Annotated in this window: 12 protein-coding genes; 7 read left to right on the forward strand and 5 right to left on the reverse strand. The window is 69.7% G+C overall.

Translation table 11 applies throughout. From position 1 onward, the window contains the following. Nucleotides 1-138: 138 nt before the first annotated feature. The 3 genes from ACFQ7Q_RS09205 to ACFQ7Q_RS09215 form a co-directional block, all read right to left on the reverse strand. Nucleotides 139-2,196 carry a WD40 repeat domain-containing serine/threonine protein kinase gene (locus ACFQ7Q_RS09205; RefSeq protein ID WP_383551616.1) on the reverse strand — a complete coding sequence of 686 codons (2,058 nt, stop codon included), beginning with the start codon at nucleotides 2,194-2,196 and terminating at the stop codon, nucleotides 139-141. 77 nt (nucleotides 2,197-2,273) lie between these two features. Next, nucleotides 2,274-4,286, reverse strand: a complete 2,013-nt coding sequence (locus tag ACFQ7Q_RS09210) for a WD40 repeat domain-containing serine/threonine protein kinase (RefSeq protein ID WP_383551618.1) — start codon at nucleotides 4,284-4,286, stop codon at nucleotides 2,274-2,276. A 125-nt stretch (nucleotides 4,287-4,411) separates the two neighbouring features. Next, entirely contained in the window at nucleotides 4,412-5,221 is an 810-nt protein-coding gene (locus ACFQ7Q_RS09215; RefSeq protein ID WP_383551620.1) for a DUF6585 family protein, read from the reverse strand. Between the two features lie 568 nt (nucleotides 5,222-5,789). On the opposite strand from ACFQ7Q_RS09215, the gene ACFQ7Q_RS09220 reads away from it, so the two are divergent. Both ACFQ7Q_RS09220 and ACFQ7Q_RS09225 read left to right on the forward strand, forming a co-directional pair. Further along, on the forward strand, nucleotides 5,790-6,461 hold the full coding sequence (locus ACFQ7Q_RS09220) for a hypothetical protein (RefSeq protein WP_383551622.1): 672 nt from the start codon (nucleotides 5,790-5,792) through the stop codon (nucleotides 6,459-6,461). A gap of 300 nt (nucleotides 6,462-6,761) precedes the next feature. Beyond that, nucleotides 6,762-7,346: a hypothetical protein gene (locus ACFQ7Q_RS09225; protein ID WP_383551624.1), complete on the forward strand. Its 585-nt coding sequence runs from the start codon at nucleotides 6,762-6,764 to the stop codon at nucleotides 7,344-7,346. A gap of 124 nt (nucleotides 7,347-7,470) precedes the next feature. On the opposite strand, the gene ACFQ7Q_RS09230 is transcribed toward ACFQ7Q_RS09225, so the two are convergent. Beyond that, complete coding sequence (locus tag ACFQ7Q_RS09230; RefSeq protein WP_383551626.1) at nucleotides 7,471-8,304, reverse strand: hypothetical protein; 834 nt, start codon at nucleotides 8,302-8,304, stop codon at nucleotides 7,471-7,473. Between the two features lie 132 nt (nucleotides 8,305-8,436). Between ACFQ7Q_RS09230 and ACFQ7Q_RS09235 the strand changes: the two genes are divergently transcribed. Beyond that, a complete protein-coding gene (locus ACFQ7Q_RS09235) occupies nucleotides 8,437-8,889 on the forward strand; it encodes a hypothetical protein (protein ID WP_383551627.1) in 453 nt (150 codons plus the stop codon). Between the two features lie 182 nt (nucleotides 8,890-9,071). Here the strand turns inward: ACFQ7Q_RS09235 and ACFQ7Q_RS09240 are convergent, their stop codons facing one another. Then, the gene (locus ACFQ7Q_RS09240) at nucleotides 9,072-9,554 is read right to left on the reverse strand and encodes a DUF4265 domain-containing protein (RefSeq protein WP_383551629.1); all 483 of its coding nucleotides are present in this window, start codon (nucleotides 9,552-9,554) and stop codon (nucleotides 9,072-9,074) included. A 61-nt stretch (nucleotides 9,555-9,615) separates the two neighbouring features. Between ACFQ7Q_RS09240 and ACFQ7Q_RS09245 the strand changes: the two genes are divergently transcribed. From ACFQ7Q_RS09245 to ACFQ7Q_RS09260, 4 genes are all read left to right on the forward strand, one after another. Then, entirely contained in the window at nucleotides 9,616-10,401 is a 786-nt protein-coding gene (locus ACFQ7Q_RS09245; RefSeq protein ID WP_383551631.1) for a hypothetical protein, read from the forward strand. A gap of 538 nt (nucleotides 10,402-10,939) precedes the next feature. Continuing rightward, nucleotides 10,940-12,181: an NAD(P)/FAD-dependent oxidoreductase gene (locus tag ACFQ7Q_RS09250; RefSeq protein ID WP_383551633.1), complete on the forward strand. Its 1,242-nt coding sequence runs from the start codon at nucleotides 10,940-10,942 to the stop codon at nucleotides 12,179-12,181. 375 nt (nucleotides 12,182-12,556) lie between these two features. Next, nucleotides 12,557-13,903, forward strand: a complete 1,347-nt coding sequence (locus ACFQ7Q_RS09255) for an SRPBCC family protein (RefSeq protein WP_383551635.1) — start codon at nucleotides 12,557-12,559, stop codon at nucleotides 13,901-13,903. Between the two features lie 2 nt (nucleotides 13,904-13,905). Continuing rightward, nucleotides 13,906-21,545: amino acid adenylation domain-containing protein (locus ACFQ7Q_RS09260; RefSeq protein ID WP_383551637.1), on the forward strand; the 7,640-nt coding region annotated here is incomplete at its 3' end.

Consider the following 21,545-nt stretch of genomic DNA (forward strand, 5'->3'; position numbering starts at 1 on the left):
CGGGTGGTCGATGGGCCCCCGAAGGGGCGGGGAGGCCGACCGTCGAGCTGTCGGCTGGCCTCGCGCCTCTCGACGCGGACGTTCCGTGACACTCGGTTGGGTGTGAGGCGGGTGCTTTGAGTCCGACCCCCGGCTACGTCAGGGCATCTGCCAGAGCAGGACCGAGTCCTTGGCTTCATAGTCGATCGCCATGTTGAGGCCGATCGCCACGGTCTTGCCGTCCGGGCTGACGGCCACCGCCTCGACCTGGTTGGGGCACTCGTAGCTGCCGACCTCTTTCCCCGCGACCGTGTCCCACACGTGGACGGTCGTGCCGGCGCCGCTGACCAGGAGGCGTCCCTCCGGATGGAACGCGAGGGCCTTGGCCCAGCCTTTGAACCGGATGACTTCCGAGCGGGATTCGGTGTTCCACAGCACGATGTGGCCGTCGCCTTTTCCGAAGGCGAGGAGGCTCCCGTCCGGGCTGAACGCGGCGACCTCGGTGTTGTTGCTGTCCTTGACCGTGCCGGTGGACTTGCCCGCGGGGGTCAGGGTCTCCAGGGAGTTCCAACCGCTGACCAGCATCTCACCGTCGCCGCGGAACGCCACAGGGCCGCCGGGTTCGCTCGAGGAGACGGCCATGTGCTTGCCGGACGGCAGCTCCCAAAGGTGCAGGCTATCCCCGGTGCTCGCGGCCAGCCGCTTACCGTCCGCGCTGATCGCCAGGCCTGTGGGCCAGCCCTTCTGGCCCGTGCCACTCTCGGTGGACAGCGTGAACGTGTGCACGATCTTGGCGGTTGTCGTGTCCCAGATGCGGACCCTGCCCTCCTCCGCTCTGACCAGGAAGCTGAGATCCCGGCTGAACACGACGTCCTGCAGGTACCTTTGGGCGCCGATGTGGACGGAGTCGCCTGCCCCGGTGCTCGGATTCCAGCGCCAGATGGTGTCCTTGTCGGCACCGTACAGCTGCTGGCCATCCTTACTGAAGGCGAGCGTCCGCCCGTCTTCGAGGCCCTTGAGGAGAATGACCTCTTCGGTTTCGTCCGGCTTCGAAGTGCCCGGCGCGGGGCCGGGCTTATCGCCGACGTCGGACGATCCGCCTGCCTTGTCGTTGTCACGCAGCAGGATCGGCACCCCGACCGCCGTAGCGGCTGCCGCCGTCCCGAGCCCGGCGAACAGGAGCGTGCGCCGCGACAGCCCGCCCGGACGCGGCGTGCCGTTCGCGTCTTCGGTGGTGCTCACCGGCCCGAGCCCCGGTGGCGGAGTACCGGGGGCTGCGGTGACGGTCGGTAGCTGGGCCATCTGCGAGGAAACGGCAGCCGCGGGTGAACCCGCGGGAAGCACGGGGATACGAGGGTCTACCGGGCCGGCTCCCACCGGCCGCGGCCCCACAGCCCCACCTTCGCCCGCGGCCGCACGTGTCGCGAACCGCCCGGGCAGCTCATCAACGACCGGCCGCGCCTCGGGGGCCTTGGCCAGGCACGCGGCGAGCAGATCCCGCAGCGCACCGTCGCCGATGCCGTCGAGCGCGGGCGCCTTGTCCAGGATGCGCTGGACGATCTCGATCAGCGTGGGCGCGTCGAACGGCCCGCGCCCGGTCGCGGCGAACGCGAGTACCGAGCCGAGCGAGAACACATCGCTCGCCGCCCCCGCCCGGTCGGCGCGGATCTGCTCCGGCGACATGTACGAGTAGGTGCCGATGACCGTGCCCGTCGCGGTGAGCGAGCTGGCGTCCACGGCGCGGGCGATACCGAAGTCGATAACGCGCGGCCCGTCGTCGGCGATGATCACGTTGCCCGGTTTCAAGTCCCGATGTACAAGGCCGCACTTGTGGATCGCGGCGAGCCCTTCCGCGAGCCCCGCACCGAGCCGCCGCACGGCAATGGCATCCAGCGGTCCGTCCTTGGCGACGACTTCATACAGCGTCGGGCCGGGGACGAACGCCGTGACCAGCCACGGGGACTCGGCCCCGGGATCAGCGTCGACCACCTGCGCGGTGTGAAAGCCGCCCACCCGCCGCGCCGCGTCCACCTCGCGGGCGAACCGCTCCCGGAACTGCGGGGTCGCCGAGAGCTCTCGCTTGATCAGCTTGACTGCGACCTTTCGGCCGCCGGGCGAAGTACCGAGAAAGACCGATCCCATACCTCCCTCCCCGAGCCGTCCGTCCAAGCGGTAGGGGCCGACCCACTGCGGATCGTCGGGCCTGAGTGCGTCCATGGGTTCCGTCCGGTGCGAGGAGATCAGTAGGGGTCAGAGTGAGGCGGTGGCTTGAGTGGTCTCTCCGGCACCGCCGCTCACGGCAGCTTCCACAGCTGGATCGACGGCTCGATCCCGTCCTCGCCGGCCGCCGGGGTGCACACACCCGCCAGAGTCTTGCCGTCCGGGGTGAAGGCAAGGCGGCCGATGGAGGCCCGCATCGGGGTCTTCGGATCGCCGACGACCAAGGTGGTGGCGAGATTTCCGCTGTCCGCGTCCCAGACGCTGACCGTGCGGCCGACGGTGTCGGTCTTCTCGGTCTCTACGAAGCGGCCGCCTCCCACGACGATAGCCTTGCCCGAAGTCCCGGCGTCGGCGGGCCGGTACGCCGCGCTGTCGAGGTGCTTGTGCTGATCGGTGAGCTTCCTGGTGAGTCTTCCGGGGGCCACGTCCCACACCTGGACGCCGAGGCCGCTCGCGATGAGAGTCCTACCGTCGGGGCTGAACGCCACCTCGGAGTAGTTCGCGTCCTCACCGCCGCGCAGGGTCTTCAGCAAGCGGCCGTTCTCGGTGTTCCACAATCGGATGCCGCTCTTGTCGGCTTCGGCGGCGACGCCGGCGAGGGTCTTGCCGTCCGGGCTGAAGGCAATGCTCCCCGCCTTCCCTTCAAGCGTCTCGCGGATCCGGCCCGTGACCGGGTCCATCAGCTCGATCCGGCCGCCGACGCCGACAGCGAGGGTCTTGCCGTCCGGGCTCACGGCCAGGCACCTGACGAAGTCGTCCTCACTCTCGTACGCAGCCAGCTTCTTCTTCGGGGCCCCGCTGTTCGCGTCCCAGGCGAGCAGCTCCATGAGGGCGCCGGAGTACAGGGTGGTGCCGTCGGCGCTGAAGGCCACCGTCAGGACGGAACCGGTGTGGCCTTCGAAGGTGGCCTTCTCGCGGCGCGCAGTGAGGTCCCACAGCTTCAGCGTCGTGTCGTAGCCGCCCGTGGCGAGGAACCTTCCGTCCCGGCTGACCGCCAGGCTATCGATGTTCCCTTCGTGGCCCTTGAGTTCGCCGACGGGCCTGGTGATGTCCCGGTCGGGACTCTTGCTCGCCTTCGGCTTGCCCTTCGGCCCGGCGGGTGGTGCGTCCTTCGGCCACAGCACGAAGGCGGTGGGCACGGCGACCACGGCCGTCGCGGCGGCAAGCCCACCGAACAGCACGGAGCGGCGCCGGATCGGACTGCTGTCGACGGGAGTTGTGGCCGGCAGCGGGGGTATCGCCGGGGGCAAGGCCGGTACAGGAGGTGCGGCGGGGGCTGTGACAGCCAACCGGCGCAGGACCTCAGAGGTCGGCGGGCGCCCGGTGGGATCCTTGGCGAGGCAGTGGCAGACGAGGGCGTGCAGCGGGCTGCCCACGGCGATGTCGGTGAGTACGGGTGCCTCGCTCGTGACCCGGTGGATGATCGCCAGGACGGTCGACGCGTCGAACGGGCCCCGGCCGGTGGCCGCGAAGGCGAGCACCGAGCCCAGGGAGAAGACGTCACTGGCGGGGGTCACCTGGGCGGGGGCGCGGATCTGCTCGGGTGACATGTAGGCGTAGGTGCCGATGATCGTGCCCGTGTGCGTCATCGGCCCGGCGTCGGGGGCGTGCGCGATCCCGAAGTCGATGATGCGCGGGCCGTCGGCGGCGAGTATGACGTTGCCGGGCTTCAAGTCCCGGTGCACAAGACCGCAGCTGTGGACCGCGGCCAAGCCCTCAGCGATTCCGGCGCCCAGGCGGAGCACGGCATCGGGAGGGAGCGGGCCTTGTGCGGCGATGACCTGCTGGAGCGTAGGGCCAGGGATGTACTCGGCGGCCAGCCAGGGCGATGCGGCCTCAGGATCGGCGTCGACGATCTGGGCGGTGTGGAATCCGCCCACCCGCCGTGCCGCCTCGACCTCGCGGGCGAATCGTGCTCGGAACTGAGCGGTGGCCGCGAGCTCCGGCCGGACGACTTTCACCGCGACCCTGCGTCCGGCCGCGGATGTTCCGAGAAAGACCTGCCCCATGCCGCCCGCGCCGAGTCGCCCTTCGAGCTGGTACGGGCCGATGCGCCGGGGATCCGAAGGGGCCAGAGGGTCCACCATGACTACGCGAATCTTCCAGGTAGGTGTGTGATCACACACGGACTTAAACCATGCGCGGATGCACGGGGGAAGTGGGACTTCGCCCTGTTTCTGAGGGCCGCGAATGCGCTTGCCCAGGCGGGGCCTTAGGACTGTCGTGTGGCTTCGTGCAGCCTCTTGGCCACGGTGTAGAAGACCGGGAAGTTCGGTATCGATGACACCGGGACGTCCATTGCGAGGAGTCGCCGGCCGTCCTCCTTGACGTGAAGGCGGCCGTTGACAGGCCGCATTTCACGTATGCGGGCCCACGGGAGGGTCTGCCCTTTGAATTCCACCCCGTTCAGACTCAGCCTGACCGTGTTGAAGATGAGTTCCTGCCCACGCGCCACGTCTTCCAGGGCGCGGCGCAGTTGGGTCTCGCTGACCGCCTGCACGATGGCCGGTCCCCATTGTTTGGGATCGGTGAATTCCGCTCCCTGCACGTGGGTGACGATGCCCGCGTAGCGCGAGGTCGACGTCCTGCGGGTGTCGCCGATGGTGAGCGCCACGCCGTCCTCACCGATCAGCGTGTATACGTGGCTGGATTCGGTGATGCCGTTCTTCCGTGAGTGGAGCACGTCCTGGTGGACCTGGACGGAGGTCCAGTCGAAGGTGTGGGCTCTTCCGTCGTGGGTGGTCACTACCGCGCCGTGCTGGAAGAGGTCGAGCCGCGCGTTCTTTCCGCGCCGGGCCAGCTTGATCTTGTCGATCAGCATCCATCCGAACACCACGTACATGAGTGAGAAGGCCAGCAGTGGTATCGAAGCGCCGAGTGCCACGACCATCATGATCAGCAGCGGTGTGCCTCCGCCGACGAGGATGATGCCCCCCAGTACGTACCCGGTCCACGGCGGGCGTCTGGCCACATAGGTGGCCTGCTTCGCACCGAGCCATGCAGCCGTGCCTGATCCGGTCATGCCGCCCCTACCCCCGGGAATCCCGTCGTCGCCACGGTGATGTGGTGGGTCCACAACTCCGCACTCGAGCGTCACTCTGGGGCACCCCCATGTTCCGGCGCTGAAATCGGGCTGCAGGGAGCATGAATCGCGAGGTCACACCCTCGGCGCGCCTGCCGGAAGGTCCCACGCGTCCGGCTGACGACCGGTCACTGCTGGTGTCGCGCCACGCCGTCTCGTGGAACCGTGGGTCCCAGCGTCGCTGATTGCGGTGGAATGACACCAGTGAGCAGGACCGCGAAGCGCTGCGCCACATCTTTCGTGGGCGCTTTGCTGGTTGGCGCCGCAAGGAGTTCGGCTTCGGACTCGACGACGAGAGTGGCAGCCTCCGCCTCTCGGGCGTAGCCCCGTCCGTCCGTAGCCCGGTGTCAGACCCCCGCCGTACCGTGGACACATCACATCCGTTCGCCGAGGCCCGCTACAGCCCCGGACCCACGGACGGAGGACCCAGCCCCGCCCCGCCGGAACAGCGCCCGGCCCGGCGGGGCTCTTCCTGTCCCGATCTGGGAGATCCCCCTCCAAATGACCGGTGTACACGATACGTTCACGCCACCTCCACATCAGGATCACCAGCGAGGGAACCGCCGTGAACAACCCGCAGCCGCCGTACCCGCCCCAGCAGCCCGGCCATACCCCCGCATGGGGACACCCTCAGCAGCCCGGCCAGGCGTACAACGGCCAGACCATGCCGGGCCCTTACGGCCCCCCGCCCCCGAAGAAGGACATGAGCCCGTGGGCCATCACGGGCATCACCATCGGCGGCATCTTCGCGTTCCTCGTCATCCTCGGCGCGATCGCGGGCGGTGACGACACGAGCGACGACAAGGCCGCGCCGAAGGCCACCGCGACCACCCAGGCGCCCGCCGTCAAGGCGCCCGCGTCCAAGACGCCCGCGGCTCCGCCGACCACAGCGCCGGCGAAGATAGCCGAAGCACCGAAGAGCAAGGCGCCGGCCGCTCCGGCCGACTACCCGGACGGCGACTACATCATCGGCGAGGACATCCCCGCCGGCACCTACCAGACGCCCGGCGCCGAGGCCGGCGTGTTCGAGCTGTGCATGGTGTCCACCAAGCCCACCGACAAGTCCGTCATGCCGCAGCTGAAGTCGGCGAACAAAGACGAGCGGATCATCATCACAATCTCGGCAAAGGACGGCCTGCTGTCCATCTCCGGCTGCGAGCCGCTGAAGCGCCGCAAGTAGCCCACCATGGCGCCCCGTCGCGGCAGAGCGGGGCGCATCACCTCCCCATGAGCCGACCCGTACTCGCCGACACCCACGTCGCCACCGGCACCCGCCCCGGCGCCATCCGCAGCCGGCTTCACTGCGGCCACGTCACCGACTACCGACACGAATGACACGGCCGCGCGCTCATCGACCTCGACGAGCTTGAGCGGCACCTTGCCAGCAAGGCCGCTTGAACAGCGACACCAGCAGTCTCTTCCCGCCCCTTGAATCGCATCATGAGCACCTCTCATCACGAAACGTCCTGGGGGGACGAACATGCACAACCGCACCACCACCGCCGCCATCGCGACGTGCCTACTCCTCGCGCTCACCGCCTGCGGCAGCACCACCGAGGACCCGAAAGCCAACCCGACCACCACCAACCCCACCACGGCGACCACGACCGCTGCCGCAGAGCCGACCAACGCCTCGACCACCACCCTCGTCTTGGGCTCAACCCTGAAGTGGGACGACCCCGACGGCGACATCAGTGGCACCAGCGCCGCGCTGAGCTACGAGCAAGGCGTCAAGTCCGCCGGGTCGGCAGCTGAGGAGACAGGCCAACCGGGATACGTCTGGGCCGCCCTCGAGCTCAAGGTCTGCAGCACCAAGGGTGTCTTCCTCGCCACCACCTTCCCCTGGACCCTGTCCTACGCCGACGGTGCCCGCATCGAGCCGTCCAGCAGCACCTGGGAGGACTTCCCCAAGCCTGAGTTCCCCGTCGAGACCAAGCTCGCCCCCGGTAGATGCGTCCGCGGCAAGGTCGTGTACCCCGTCCCCGGAAACAATCGGCCCGCGACCGTCGTCTACGCCCCGGAGAGCGCCGACATGCCCGTGGAGTGGACGATCCCCGCAAAGTAGCCGAGGAGGTGCGCCCGTGCCGCTCCGTGCTGCCGAAAGCCGGGCCCTGACACCATCACGTTCCGGCTCCTCGACCGGGAGGGTTCGGCTGGGCATCCCCAAGGCGAAGGCGTGGTCGGGCCGTTCAGAAGGCCTCACGCTTCGAACCGATCCAGGAGAACGTGGGGAGGCCGGTGACCGATGTCGTCTGGAACGGCTTGCCGTCCTCTTCGATGGGGGACGTGCCCGATTCAGCGCCGCTCACCCAAGCCAGCTCGGCCCACCACGTGCAGTGGCAGCCGGCCGGGTCCACTGTCACCACGAGGACTTCTGGGTCGGCAGCCGTCACTGTGTAGGGAAACCTCAGCGGCTCGCTCCGCTCCCCTTCCTTGCGGGCCACGGCCGGCTTCCACTGCGGCGGCTGGGCGTTGAGTTCGACTTCCGCGCTTCGATAGACGGACGCCGACATGCACTGGTGATCGGGGATGAAGATGCCTGCGAGCGGTGGCTTCCTCTCCTCGACGTGGAACGTCAGATCCTTGAGCACAATGGCCTGGTCCGACTTGCCGCTGACGGTGATGACCACTGCAAGTGGCCCGGCCGGGACACCGCCGAAGGCGGCCGGGTCTTCGTCCCACGTCTTCCCTCCACGCCTCTCACCCTGCCCTGGCGGGGTGTTGGCAGCCTTACTGTCCGGCTCCCACGGGAAGGCCCACCCGCTCCCGTCGCAGCTGTGCCCATCCTGCTTACCGAACCCCTGCTCCACATCGATATGGACAGTGGGGCCCGGTGTTCGTACGGTCAGGCCGAGAGTGTTCCCGACGGCTCGCGTCGCCTCCTCCACCCCCTGAGTGGCCCAGTAGGTCAACGCCGCGGTGACGACGATGCCCAGCCCGGTCATAGCCAGGGCAGCAGGCTTTCCCCTCCAGCGTGCCCGTGGGGCTCCTGTCGGCTCCTGACGCGGCCGTTCCTGAGACATGCGGACCTCCACCCGCATTCACCCACACAGACAAACCTATGCGGGTCAGGCACGCCCGCCGGCTCCGTCACCACCAGCGAAACTCCAAGCAGCCCGGCTCGACGCGGTGCGTCCCCTGAGAACTGGAAGGCCATGGCCACGGAACGAAACATCCGGACGAACTTCGCCTTCTATCCTCCCGAGGGGGACGGCGTAGCCTGGCACGCCACGCTGCGGACCCTGGAGCGGGCGCTGCGGGAGGCGTTCCCCGATCCCACCATCGGGTACCGGCGGTCCGGCGTCCACGAGATGACCGTGCTGGACTTCGAGATCGAGCCGGCGCCGGACGTGTGGGTGGACGGTACGGCGGCCATCGCCGAGCCCGACTACGCCTACATCACCCTCACCGATGTGACCGCGGACGAAGCCGGCGCCTTCGCCGTCTGGTTGCGCGACTCTTTCGCCCCAGCGCCGGACCTCGTGCGCTTCGCCAGCAGCCTCGCCATGGCGAACGGGGAGGACACCCCCTCGCCGCTGCCGACCCAAGGGAGTCGAGAAGCGATCAGCGACCTGCTGCGTCGACACCTCGACGCATTCGACTGCTGACCGGCGACCGTCCAGCGGACTGCCGCCCCTGTGACGCTGCTTTTCGTCGTTCTGATCGGTCGACGAACGTAGGACCGCAGGGCTCGAAGGTGCTCCGGCGGATACAGCGCAGGTGGCATTGCTGCTGCCCGGACGAGACGTGGCCGACGCTCTCGGCGGGTCACCGCAGCGCGGGCATCTCACTACGCCCGTGCTGCCCGCCAGGCATCGGTGATGCAGCCCTCCTCCATGTCCCACCACTCCTGGGTCACGCCGTGATCGAGGAGCCGCTGTACCTTGGCGAGGTCTGCCTCCGGTGGGACATTGAGTGCGACCATGCCGAATCGCTCGATCCCCTCTCCGCCCACCCCCAGTTCCGAGAAGGCATGGAGAACGCTCTGTCGCGCCGCGCCGGAGCCCTCGTCGCGCAGCACGATCAGCCGGATCGTGCAGTTCTGCGACGGTGAGACCACCTGGCCCGCCCAGCGAACGCCGTCCTCGTCGGGGTGAGTGGTGAGGACGTCTCCGCACGCTACGCCGCGTACGAACCACGGCGTGTTGTCGAGTTGTACGGTGCCGTCGCCCCGGTCGAGACCCCACAGACTCTCCACCGAGGCGGGTGGCCAATCACCGTCCGTCTCAAGGCGGAAGCGCACCTTCACATGGTCGGCTCCGGGCTGCGTCATCCGATCAGGATGCACGATCCTGCGGGCTCGGCTCCGTGTGGCCCCGTGCTTGAATCGGCGGATGATCGACTGGCAGTTGCCGAGGTACGGGCGCGGGCCGTACGACGAGGTTCCGTCGGTTCTCGAGCGGGTTCTGCGATCGCCGTCCAGCGATGCAGAGGCATGGCGGAAACTCTGGCACCTGCTGGCCACCGAGGGGCTTGCCGTCTCGGCAGCGAGCTTCGCCGCGCTCGCGTATCTGCGAGACATCGCCCGAGCCGGTGAGACGACTGCCATGGACCGGGCGTTGAATCTGGTCGGAGCGATCATGGCAGGAGTCCACCAGGACCATGGCGCCGACGATCTCATCAGGACCTCGGCACCGGTGATCGTCGAACTGAAGCAGATGGTCTCCCGGCGCCTCAACGACAAGGACCTTTCAGCGGCCACCGCGATGGCCCTCTTCCGCGCTCATCTCGCATTCGCCGGGGCGAGCGTGTGGAGCCTGGCCGAGTACGACTTCGAAGACGGCTTCTACAGGGTCGGGTGCCCTCACTGCCACCTCAGCGTCACCATCGCGATCGGTATCTACGGGCGCTACTCGGCGTATCGCGACTGGGACCAGGGAGACATCCGTCGCCGCCCCCTCAAGCAAGCCGACCCGAGCGACCTTGACGGCTTGGCCGCCTGGATGCACGCCACAGCTCGTCACCTCGGCTTTGCTCAGTTGGCAGAGGGGCTTACCTGGCTGTTCGGCCGCGCTGAATGCCCCGATTGCGCGAGCAGTTTCGTCATCGGGGACCAGTACGCGGCCGAGAACGAACCCCACCACTCATCCGACGGGCCCGTGCCGGCTGGAGGGTGGTGACAACGCCCCCACCGTCGCTGTGTCGAGGGGGAGTGTGCGGCTTCGCCTCGCGCTCAGTGGCGGTTGAGTGCCGACGGGTGTTCCGGGGGCCGGCCTCGGTGTGTGGTGGGTTGCCGGATGGGGGCTGTGGGGAGTGGGAGGGCGCTGGGGTGGGGGTGTCTTCTGGGCTTGATCATGAAAGGCGCGGCTTGGTTAATTGCCCAAGGCGTGCCCATGTCAGGCCCTTATTTAGTTCAGAACAAAATAACCTTCCTTTGCCAGAAGGGCTGAATCTCTTGTACCGCTGGCCTGATTCGGACGGCTGTCCGATTGTGATGCACGGCACATGTGTCGGCCGTTCCGAGGGGGCGAACTGGGGCATCTCGTACGCCCGTCGGGCGGAATGAATCATTCGCGTGGCGAGATGTCGATGCCGGTGCATTGCCCCGGCATTACCGATGCTTGACCTTCATCTGTCGATTTTCATAGCCTCCGAATCGTGCTCGTGCCGCTGACCAACGGTGCGTCAGTACCTCAAACCAAATTGACGGGGGCTCGTATGTACGACGTCATTGTTGTGGGTGGACGCTGCGCCGGATCGCCGGTCGCGATGCTGCTGGCGCGACAGGGACACCGGGTCCTCGTGGTGGACCGCGCCTCGTTCCCCAGCGACACGGTGTCGACCCACTACATCCACCAGGCGGGCCTGCTGAAGCTCCAGGAGTGGGGCCTGCTCGACGAGATCATCGCGGCCAAGACCCCGGCGCTCCGCAAGATGAACTACTCCTACCGGGGCATAGAACTCAACGGGTTCGCCGACCCCGTGGACGGCATCGACGCCGTCTACTGCCCCCGCCGCACCGTGCTGGACGAGATCCTCGTCAACGCCTCCCGCCGCGCCGGCGTCGAGGTGATCGAAGGGTTCACCGTCTCCGACCTCGTCTTCACCGACGGTCGGGTCACGGGCATCCGCGGACGCGAAGGGGACGGGCCGGAGAGGGAGTTCCGTGCCACCGTCGTCATCGGCGCCGACGGCTTCCACTCCACGGTCGCCAAGAAGGTCGGCGCCGAGCTGTACAACGTGCGCCCCGCCGCGGGCTTCATCTACTACTCGTACTACAGCGGTCTCGACTGGGGCCTGCACCACAAGACCGGCTTCAACGAGAAGTGGTTCGGCACCTGGCCGACGAACGACGGCGTGAGCATGCTCGCCGTCATCTGTACCAAGCGCCAGCTCAAGGAGTTCCGCCAGGACGTCGAGGCCGGATTCCAGGGCGTGTTCGACGACGTCTCGCCGGAGATGGGCGCGCAGCTGCGCGATCAGGGCAGGCGCGAAGAGGCGTTCAAGCCCATGCGCTACCCGGACAACTACTACCGCCGCGCCTACGGCCCCGGTTGGGCGCTGGTCGGTGACGCCGGCTACCACAAGGACCCGTACACCGGCTGGGGCATCACCGACGCCTTCCTGCACGGTGAACTCCTCGCCGAGCGCGTCCACCAGGGCCTGGCCGGCGAGCGGCCGATGGAAGAGGCGCTGGCCGAGTACAACAAGCTGCGCGACGAGGAGAGCGCGGGCGTCTACGACTTCACGACGACGCTCGGCGAACTCACCGAACTCCCGCCGTTCTTCGAGGCGACGATGTCCGCGATGAGCGCGACCCAGGAGTGGACCGACAAGATGCTCGGCCTGATCGGCGGAGTCGTACCGGACTACGAGGTCTACGCGCCCGACGCCCTGGAGCGTCTCTACGACTCCGCGGGCGTGCCGGAGGAGAAGCGGATCTACGACCCGGCCGGATGACCGTCGGCGGTTCGCCGCACCTGCCCCGACCGGGGGCACACCATGCCAAGCGCCGTGCGTCGAGGTGCCGTCATCGGCCCTCACGCCGGTGCTTCGCGCACCCCTCACACAGAGAGCCCCGTGTGCTCCGGTGAGTCCTTTCCGAGTTCCCTACGAAGCCGCTCGGCTCGCCCGTCCCTATGCCGACGGCAGCCGCCCGCCCGTCGGCCAGGCCTCCGCGCCTCACCCGGGCCGGCCCGGCACCGCTTCTCCGCCATCACTCTTCATGCAGCCCCACCGTTGCCGGGGCTCGGTGCGGCCTACTCGCAGGCCCCGACGCCCTCGGCATTCCCGCACTGCACTCCATGCGCTTGACCCTCTGAGGGAGACCAGCAGATGACGCGCGCGTCCAGCATGTTCGATCTCATCAGTGACCAGGACGATGAAAGGCCCTACTTCGAGACGGGCGGCATCGGCAGGTCGCACGAGTTCTACACCGGTGAGGAGCAGTACCGCCGGGAGATGTCCCGTATCTACGGGCGGCGCTGGCTCCCGGTGGACCACGTCTCCCGGTTGAAGGACAAGGGCGCCTACACCACCCTGAACATCGGCACCGGATCCGTGCTGCTCATCCACGGCGACGACGGGATCCAGGCGTACCACAACTACTGCCGGCACCGGGGCTACAAGCTCGTGGAGGAGGCCACCGGCAAGCGGCAGAGCCTGGTCTGTCTCTACCACTGCTGGGTGTACGACCGGAACGGCAAGCTCAAGAGCCTCAACGGCACCTACTTCGACCACTTCTTCGAGAAGGAGAAGAACGGACTGCTGCCGGTGCGGACCGAGGTCAGGTTCGGGGTCGTCTTCATCGCCTTGTCCGACGACGCCCCGGATCTCGACGCCTCACTGGGCGAGTTCGGCGAGTTCGCGCGCGTCTACGAGCTCGCCGACCTGGAGTGCGTCGAGGCGAAGGACTATCCGGTCGCCTCGAACTGGAAGCTCGTCGCGCACAACGTCAACGAGAGCCTGCACTTCCCCACGGCCCACAAGGACCTGCACCGCATCACCGACTTCGACGACGCGGGCACCTACGGCCTCAAGGGCGACATCGTCGGGGCGTGGCAGTCGATCCGCAACGGCTACAACTCCGTCTCCATGACCGGGCGCAGCGGCCGTACGCCGATGGAACTGGTCCCCGAGGCGGACCGGCAGAAGATCAACTGGATCACGATCCTGCCCAATCTGCTCTTCGGGTTCACCGCCGACTACGTGATGATGCAGTGGGTCTGGCCCGAGAGTCCCGGCACCTGCTTCGTCCGGCACTTCTGGCTCTTCCACCCCTCCGAGACCGCCAAGAGCGACTTCTCCCACGAGGCCGTGTTCGCGCTGTGGGACAAGGCGAACTACGAGGACTGGGAGATGTGCGAGCGGACCCACCGCGGCCTGTCGAACCCGCTCTGGACGCCCGGGCAGCTCTCGCTCGACGAGGAGGTCGTCTCGCAGATCGACTCCTGGGTCGCCGCCGAGACGGCGGAGGGTTCGGAGACGGTGTCGGAGCCCGCCGCAGCCGCCGAGGTCGGTAGGGCCGGCGAGGCCGGCTCGGACGCCGTGGAGATCGCCGAGGCCAAGGCCGGCTCTGACACCAAGACCGCCGCCGACGCCGACATCAAGGCCGGCTCGGACGCCGACGCGAGCGCCAAGGACGGCGCGGACGCCTTCGAGACCGGGAAGGCCACGGGGTGAGCATGGCAGCCAACTGCTTCATCATCGGCGGCACCCGGGTCCTGACCCAGTGCGCCGCACAGCTCCTCGACGCGGGCGTGCGGATCGAGGGGGTCTTCAGCGACGACCCCGCCGTGACGGCCTGGGCGGGCATGCACGCGATCCCCGTGCTCGACCCGCGCGGCGACCTGTCGGCGACGCTCTCCGCGCAGCCGTTCGACTACCTGTTCAGCATGGTCAACTTCCGGATCCTGCCCGCCGCGATCCTCGACCTGCCGACGACGGCCGCGATCAACTTCCACGACGGGCCGCTGCCCCGCTACTCCGGCAGCCACGTCCCCGCCTGGGCGCTGTACGAGGGCGCGTCCCGGCACGCGGCGACCTGGCACCGGATGACGGAGGCCGTGGACGCCGGTGGCGTGCTGCTGGAGCGCTGGTTCCCGGTCCGCGACCACTCCACCGCCCTGTCGCTGACGTACGAGACGGCCGAGGTGGGCATCGAGCTCTTCGCCGATCTCGTACCGCACGTGGTGGCGCGAACCCTGCCCGAGCCGATCGACACGAGCGACCGCGAGCGGCGGTTCTACCGACGGTCCGCGCGGATGGCGTCCGGTGGCCTCATCCACGCCGGCACCACCGCCGTCGAGGCCGTACGTATCTCCAAGGCCCTGGACTACGGCTCCTTCCCGAACCCGCTCGGGGTGCCGACCCTCGTCACAGAGCAGGGCGCGGTCTTCACACGGCAGGTCAGGCTGATCCCGCGCGAGGACCCCCGTACCGAGACCACCGTGCTGTCGGTGACCACCTCGGCCATCACCCTGTCCGCCCCGGACGCCGACCTCGTGCTGAGCGACTGCACCGCGGTCGACGGGAGCGCGCTGAGCGGCCAGGCCGCCGCACAGCGGCTCGGCATCGCCCCGGGCTCGCCGCTGCCCGCGGTCTCCGCGGAGCGGCTCGCGGACATCGCAGCCGCCCAGAAGGCGCTGCGGGCGCACGAACCGTGGTGGCGCGCACGGCTGGAGGGGCTGCGTCCCGCCCCGCTGCCCGCCGACGACTTCTCCGCCGCCGCGGCCCACTACGGCCGCTACGAGCTGGCCCTCACCCCCGGTTCGCGGGAGGAGGCCGTCGCGGTCGTCCGCGCCTTCCTCGCCGTCGTCGCCGAGCGCACCGGCGAGCGGACCTTCGACTTCGCCTGGTCGCCGTCGGCCGCACGGGTCCTCGCGGAGCAGACCCATGGCATCGCCGCCGCGCGATTCCCCGTACGGTTCGACGGCGACACCTCCCGGTCCCTGCAGGACAAGCTGGACGAGGCGGCCGCCCGCCAGGGCTACGCCAGCGACCTCGAACTCCGGCTCGGCCTGGCCGGCCGCCCGCTCGGCTCCGACGAGCCGAGCTTCACCCGTGTCATGGTGCTGGACCGCAGCGCGGGGGAAGAGGCGTCCGCCGAACCGCACACCGAGATCGCGCTGCTCTGCCTGCGGGACGGTCCGCCCACGGTCTTCGTACGCGAGACCGCCATGGGCGAGGACGAGGCGCTGGAGTTCACCGAGCAGGTCGAGGACCTGGTCCTGACGGTCCTGCTCCACGGCGAGGAGCCCCACCCGGAGTCCCACGGCGAATCCCACGCCGGACCCCAGGGTGAGTCCCACGCCGAGCCCAAGGCCGAACTCCACGCCGACTCCGGCCCTTCGGCCCGGTCCGAGGACCGGTCCCCGGAGCCGCTCACCGCGCAGCCGGACGGCTCCGCCGCCCCGGCGGTCGGGACGGTCCTGGACCTCTTCGCGGCCACGGTGGCCGACCGACCGCGCGCCACCGCTGTCCGCAGCGGCACCCGCACGCTGGACTTCGCCGGCCTGGACGCCTGGGCGGACGCCATCGCCGCCCGCCTGCACGACCAGGGCATCGAGTCCGGCGCGGTGGTCGGCGTACTGATGGAGCGGGAACTCCCGCTGCTCCCGGCCATGCTCGGCATCCTGCGGGCCGGGGCGGCCTTCCTGCCCCTGGACCCGGGGTACCCCGTGGAGCGGCTGCAGCGGTACGTGGAGGTCTCGCAGTGCGACCTGATCGTCACCGACGCCCGTACGCATGCCCTGGGCGCGTCGCTCGGCCCCGCGTGGACCGTGCCCGAGCCGGACGGCTCGGCGCAGGCCGTGCCGCCCCGGGTCACCGCCTCCGACCTGGCCTACGTCCTCTTCACCAGCGGATCGACGGGCAACCCCAAGGGCGTGGAGGTCGAGCACGGGGCGCTCGCCAATTTCCTCAACGGGATCGGTGAACGCCTGGGCGTCTCGCCTGACGACACGGTGCTCGCACACACCACCGTGGCCTTCGACATCTCCCTGCTGGAGCTGTTCCTCGGGCCCGCGGTCGGTGCGACGGTGGTCCTGGCCTCCCGTGAGACCGCGGCCGACCCTTCCCGACTGGCCGAGCTCACCGCCGACGTGACCGTGGCCCAGGCGACGCCGAGTCTGTGGCGCCTGCTGCTCGGCACCGGCTGGACGCCGCATCCGGAGCTCACCGTGCTCTCCGGCGGCGAGGCGCTGCCGCCGGCCACCGCCGAGCGTCTGCTCGGACCGGCCCGCGCCCTGTGGAACCTGTACGGCCCGACCGAGGCGACGATCTGGGCCTCGTGCCACGAGGTCACCTCGGTGGGCTCCTTCCTGCCGCTGGGCGAACCCCTGCCGAACATGGAACTCCATGTCCTGGACAGGGAGTTGGATTCGTGCGCGCCCGGAGCGACCGGCGAGCTGTACCTCTCCGGCACCGGACTCGCCCGCGGCTATGCCGGCCGGCCCGACCTCACCAAGGACGTCTTCGTCGTCCATCCGGCGACCGGTGTGCGGCTCTACCGGACCGGTGACGAGGTACGCCTGCACCCGGACGGCGCGATCGAGTGGCTCGGGCGTGGCGACGCCCAGGTGAAGGTGCGCGGCAACCGCATCGAGCCCGCGGAGATCGAGCGGGTGCTGGAGAGGTTCGTGGGCGTCACCGCCGCCGTGGTCGTCGCGGCGAGGTTCGAAGGGCGCGGCGAACCGCGGCTGACCGCATACCTGGTGGGCGACGGTACGCCGACCAAGTCCCGGCTCGACGCGTTCGTCGGCGGCTCCCTGCCCGGCTACATGGTGCCCGACGCCTATGTCGACCTGGACGCCCTGCCGCTGACCGACAACGGCAAGGTGGCACGCGCCAAGCTGCCGTTGCCGACGAGGGACACCATCCTCCCCTCGGCCCCCGGGGCTGCCGCGACGCCGACGGAGTCCGTGAAGCCGTCGGAGTCCGTGGCGCCGACCGGTCCGTCGGATTCCGCGACGCCGACGGAGACCACGACGCTGACGGAGTCCCCGGAGTCCGCGGAGTTCCCGAAGTCTGCGGTGGCCGGACTGACGGCGGAGGCGCTGGCGGAGTCGATCGCGCGGGTGTTCGCGGCGACGCTGGACCACCCCGGCTTCGACGTGCATGCCAACTTCTTCGACCTGGGCGGCGATTCGGTCAACGTCACGTTCGCCGCCGTACAGCTCGGCCGTGAGCTGGGCGCGACCGTCACCGCCCCGTCGATCTTCGCCTCCGGTACGCCGGTGAAGCTGGCCCGGCTGCTGGGCGCGGAAGGCGTCGTACGGCTGCTCGACCCGGTGGCCGACGATGCCGAGACCGTACGGGAGTCGGCCGAACCCGCGCCCGTGGCGACCGCATCCGCGGCATCCGTGTCCCCAGCATCCGCTTCCGCAGAGTCTGCGCCCGCGGTAGCGACCCCCGCTGAGCCCGCCCGGACCGCCGACGACGGCGCTCTGGCCGTCATCGGCATGGCCTGCCGGTTCCCCGGCGCCACCACACCGGACGAGTTCTGGCAGAACCTCGTCGGCGGGGTTTCCAGCGTCGGGCACGCCCCGGACGGCAAGCGCGGCTGGGCCCATCTGTGGTCCGACGTCGGCGCCGACGAGGTGCCGATGGCCTGGGTGGACGGTGTCGAGTACTTCGACGCCGCCCGCTTCGGACTGACCGACCGCGAGGCCCGCCGCATGGACCCGCTGCAGCGGACCCTGCTCAGCGTGACGGCCGAGGCCATGGAGAGCTGCGGCCACGACCACACGTCCCTCGGCGCGGCCACCGGCGTGTTCATCGGCGCCATCGCGAGCGACTTCCCGGAGATCGTGGCGCGCAGCATCGGATACCGCGACCCGCACGTGGCGACGGGTACGGCCGCCTCGATGGTCGCCAACCGGCTGTCGCACGTCTTCGACTGGTCCGGGCCGAGCTTCGCCGTCGACACGGCCTGCTCGTCCTCCCTCGTCGCCCTGCACCAAGCCGCCATGCACCTGCGGGCCGGCGACGTGGACGCCGCCGTCGTCGGGGCCGCGAACCTCGTTCTCACCCCGACCAAGACACGCTCCTTCGCCCGTAACGGGATGCTGTCCCCCCAGGGCATGTGCCGCACCTTCGACGACGCCGCCGACGGTTACGTACGAGGAGAGGGCACCGGTGCCGTCATCCTCAAGCGGCTCGCCGACGCCGAGCGCGACGGCGACCCCGTCCTCGCCGTGATCCGAGGCACCGCCGTCAACCACACGGGCGGCAGCGCCGGCTTCCTCACCGCGCCCAGCAGGCCGGCCCAGGAAGCCGTCCTGCGCAAGGCGCTCGCCGGCTCCGGCCGTACCGCGGCCGAGATCGGCTACATCGAGGCGCACGGCACCGGAACACAGCTGGGCGACCTCATCGAACTCGAAGCCCTGCACGCGGTCCTGGGCGAGCCGGCCGACCGGAAACCGGTCGCGGTGGGCTCGGTCAAGACCAACATCGGGCATCTGGAGCCCGCCGCGGGCATCGCCGGACTGATCAAGACGATCCTGGCGCTCCAAGCGGCACACATCCCGCCGTCGTTGAACTTCGACACCCCGAACAAGTCCTTCGACTTCGACGGTTCGCCCCTGTTCGTGGCAGACCGGCTGCTGCCCTGGGGCAGCGGCCCCCGTGTCGCGGGGATCAGCAGCTTCGGCTTCGGTGGCGCGAACGCCCACGCGGTGGTCGAGGCGGGACCCGTCGGCGCATCGGACGGTACGGAGCCCGGCCCACGGCTGCTGATCCTCTCCGCGGGATCGGACGACGCGCTGCGCACTCTGGCCCACCGGCTCGTCCTCATGCTGCGCTCCGCGTACTGCCCGTCCCTGGACGAGCTGAGCGAGGCGAGCCGGCGGCGGCCCGCCGCGGCACACCGGCTGGCCTGCGTGGCGGACAGCGTCGAGCAGCTTGAGGACAAGCTGCAGCTGTTCCTGGCCGGGGTCGTGGACATTCGCTCCCTCCATGTGGGGGTGGCTTCCGAGACCGGTGCCACGGAGCCGGTCGGCGCCGGAGCGAGCCGGGAGACTCTCGCAGAGGCGGCGCGCGCGTTCGTCGCCGGCGCGGCACTGCCCGCCGCGAAGCGGCGCCGGGCGGGCGTACGGTTCCCCACCGCTCCGCACGCGGAGAAGTACCTCTGGCTGGAACCCGCCGAGCAGTCGAACGAGCCCGTCCGCGACGGTGCGTCCGGCCGTACGAATCGCGACGGTGCGTCCGGCCGTACGAAGAGCACATGGACCGAGCACCCCGAGGCCGCGGAGCACCTGGTGCTCGGCAGGCCGACCCTGCCGGGTGCCGGGTACCCCGGCAAGGTCGCCGAGCTCATCGGCCTTGAACGGTTCGGGCTGCGGGACCTCACCTTCCGGGCGGCCGTCGAGGCCCCCACGACTCTCACGGCCGAACGCGACAACGCCACGGTCTCCTTCCGCGACGGCACCGGCGCCCTCGTCTGCAACGCCGAGGTGACCGGGCCCGAGCAGGCGACGCTCGCCGCTCCGGCCGCCGTCGACGGCCTCACCGCCGTCGCCCTCGACGCGATGTACGACGCGTTCGAACGCGCCGGACTCGGCTACGGCGCCGGCTTCCGGACCGTGTCCACGCTGTCCGTGGGGCCCGGCCAGGCGATGGGTGTGCTGCGCGGCGACGGGCGGACCACCGGCTCGGTGGACGCCCGACTCCTCGACGGCGCCTTCCAGATCGCGCTCGCCGCATGCGGAGCGCAGGGGCTGTACGTGCCGTTCACCGTCGAGCGGCTCACCGTCCTCGGCCGGCTTCCCGACACCGCACGCGTGTACGCGCGGCGGGACCGGGACACCGGGCCGGACTCCGGCCTGCTGACCGCGAGCCTGGTGATCCTCGACGGCGACGAACCCGTACTGGAAGCTCGTGGGATCACCTGGAAGCGGCTCTCCCCGGCGCCCTCGTCGGAGGCCACGGGAGGCGACACGCGGAACGGCCACCGTGCCGCGCCTTCGTCGCCGACGCCCGTGTCGCCGACACCGGCATCGATACAGGCGTCGACTCCGGCGCGCGTGTCCAACGGTCACCGTCCGATGCCGGCCCCCGGCCGCCCGTCGGCCGGAGCCCTCGACACCGCCCTGGCCCAATGGGTGGCGGCGGCACTGGAGTTGGACGTCGACGAGCTGGAGACGGACCGACCGCTGCAAGAGCAGGGGCTCGATTCGATGCTCGCGGTCTCGCTGGCGCAGGACATCCGGGCCAAGCTGGACGTGGACATACCCGTGACGCTGGTCCTGGAGGTCGGCACGGTCGATCGCCTGGCCGCCGAGCTGAGGGACGAATACGGGGTCACCACGGCGCCCGCCGACCCGGGCGTTCCGGAGGCGGGCGGTGCGCCGCAGGCCGCCATGGACGAGGAGCGCAGCGAGTCGTTGGCTGCGCGGGCGGTGGACGTGGCCCAAGCTCCGGTTCCGGCGACGGACGCAGCTCCGGCCCCGGCCCTGCTCCCGGCCTCGGATCCGGCGCCGTCCCAGGTTCCGGCGTCGTCCCAGGCGCAGCCCCAGGCGCAGGCGCAGGCGTCGGTGGTCGAGCCGCCTGTCGCCCCGGTGCGCGATGAGGTCGACCTGCACGACATCGCCGTCATCGGCTTCGACGGGGTGTTCCCGAACGCCGGGAACACCGAGGAGCTGTGGCAGGTCCTGCTGGAGGGCGTGGACTGCCTGAGCGAGGTGCCCGCATCCCGCTGGGACATCGACTCGTACTACGGCACGGAGGGCAAGCCCGGCACCGTCTACCTCAGGCGGGCCGGCTTCGTCGAAGGGCTGACCGACTTCGACGCCGGGTTCTTCCGGCTGTCGCCCGCCGAGGCGGAGTGGATCGACCCCCAGCAGCGCCATCTCGTCCAGTCCGCCTGGCGGGCCCTGGAGGACGCCGGCCTGGCGGGGAAGACCCAGCGTTCCACCGGTGTGTTCGTGGGCGCCAGTTACCAGCACTACCGCGACATGGTCGTCGGCGACGTCGTACAGACGGCGGCGGGCCTGGGCAACCACAACGCGATCCTGGCGAACCGGGTGAGCTACTTCCTGGATCTGCACGGGCCGAGCATGACGATCGACACGTTGTGCTCGTCGTCTCTGGTCGCCCTGCACACGGCGGTGCGAAGCCTCCGCGACGGCGAGTGCGAACAGGCCATCGTCGCCGGGGTGCACCTGGCGATGTCACCGCAGTACTTCCAGCTCGGCGCACGACTCCGGTCGTTCTCTCCCACCAATGCCCTGCGGCCGTTCGATGCGGGTGCGGATGGGTTTGTGCCGGGTGAGGGTGTGGTGACGGTGGTGGTGAAGCCGTTGGGTGCTGCGTTGCGTGATGGTGA

It is taken from the genome of Streptomyces sp. NPDC056527 (genome assembly GCF_042794475.1).
GTDB lineage: Bacteria > Actinomycetota > Actinomycetes > Streptomycetales > Streptomycetaceae > Streptomyces.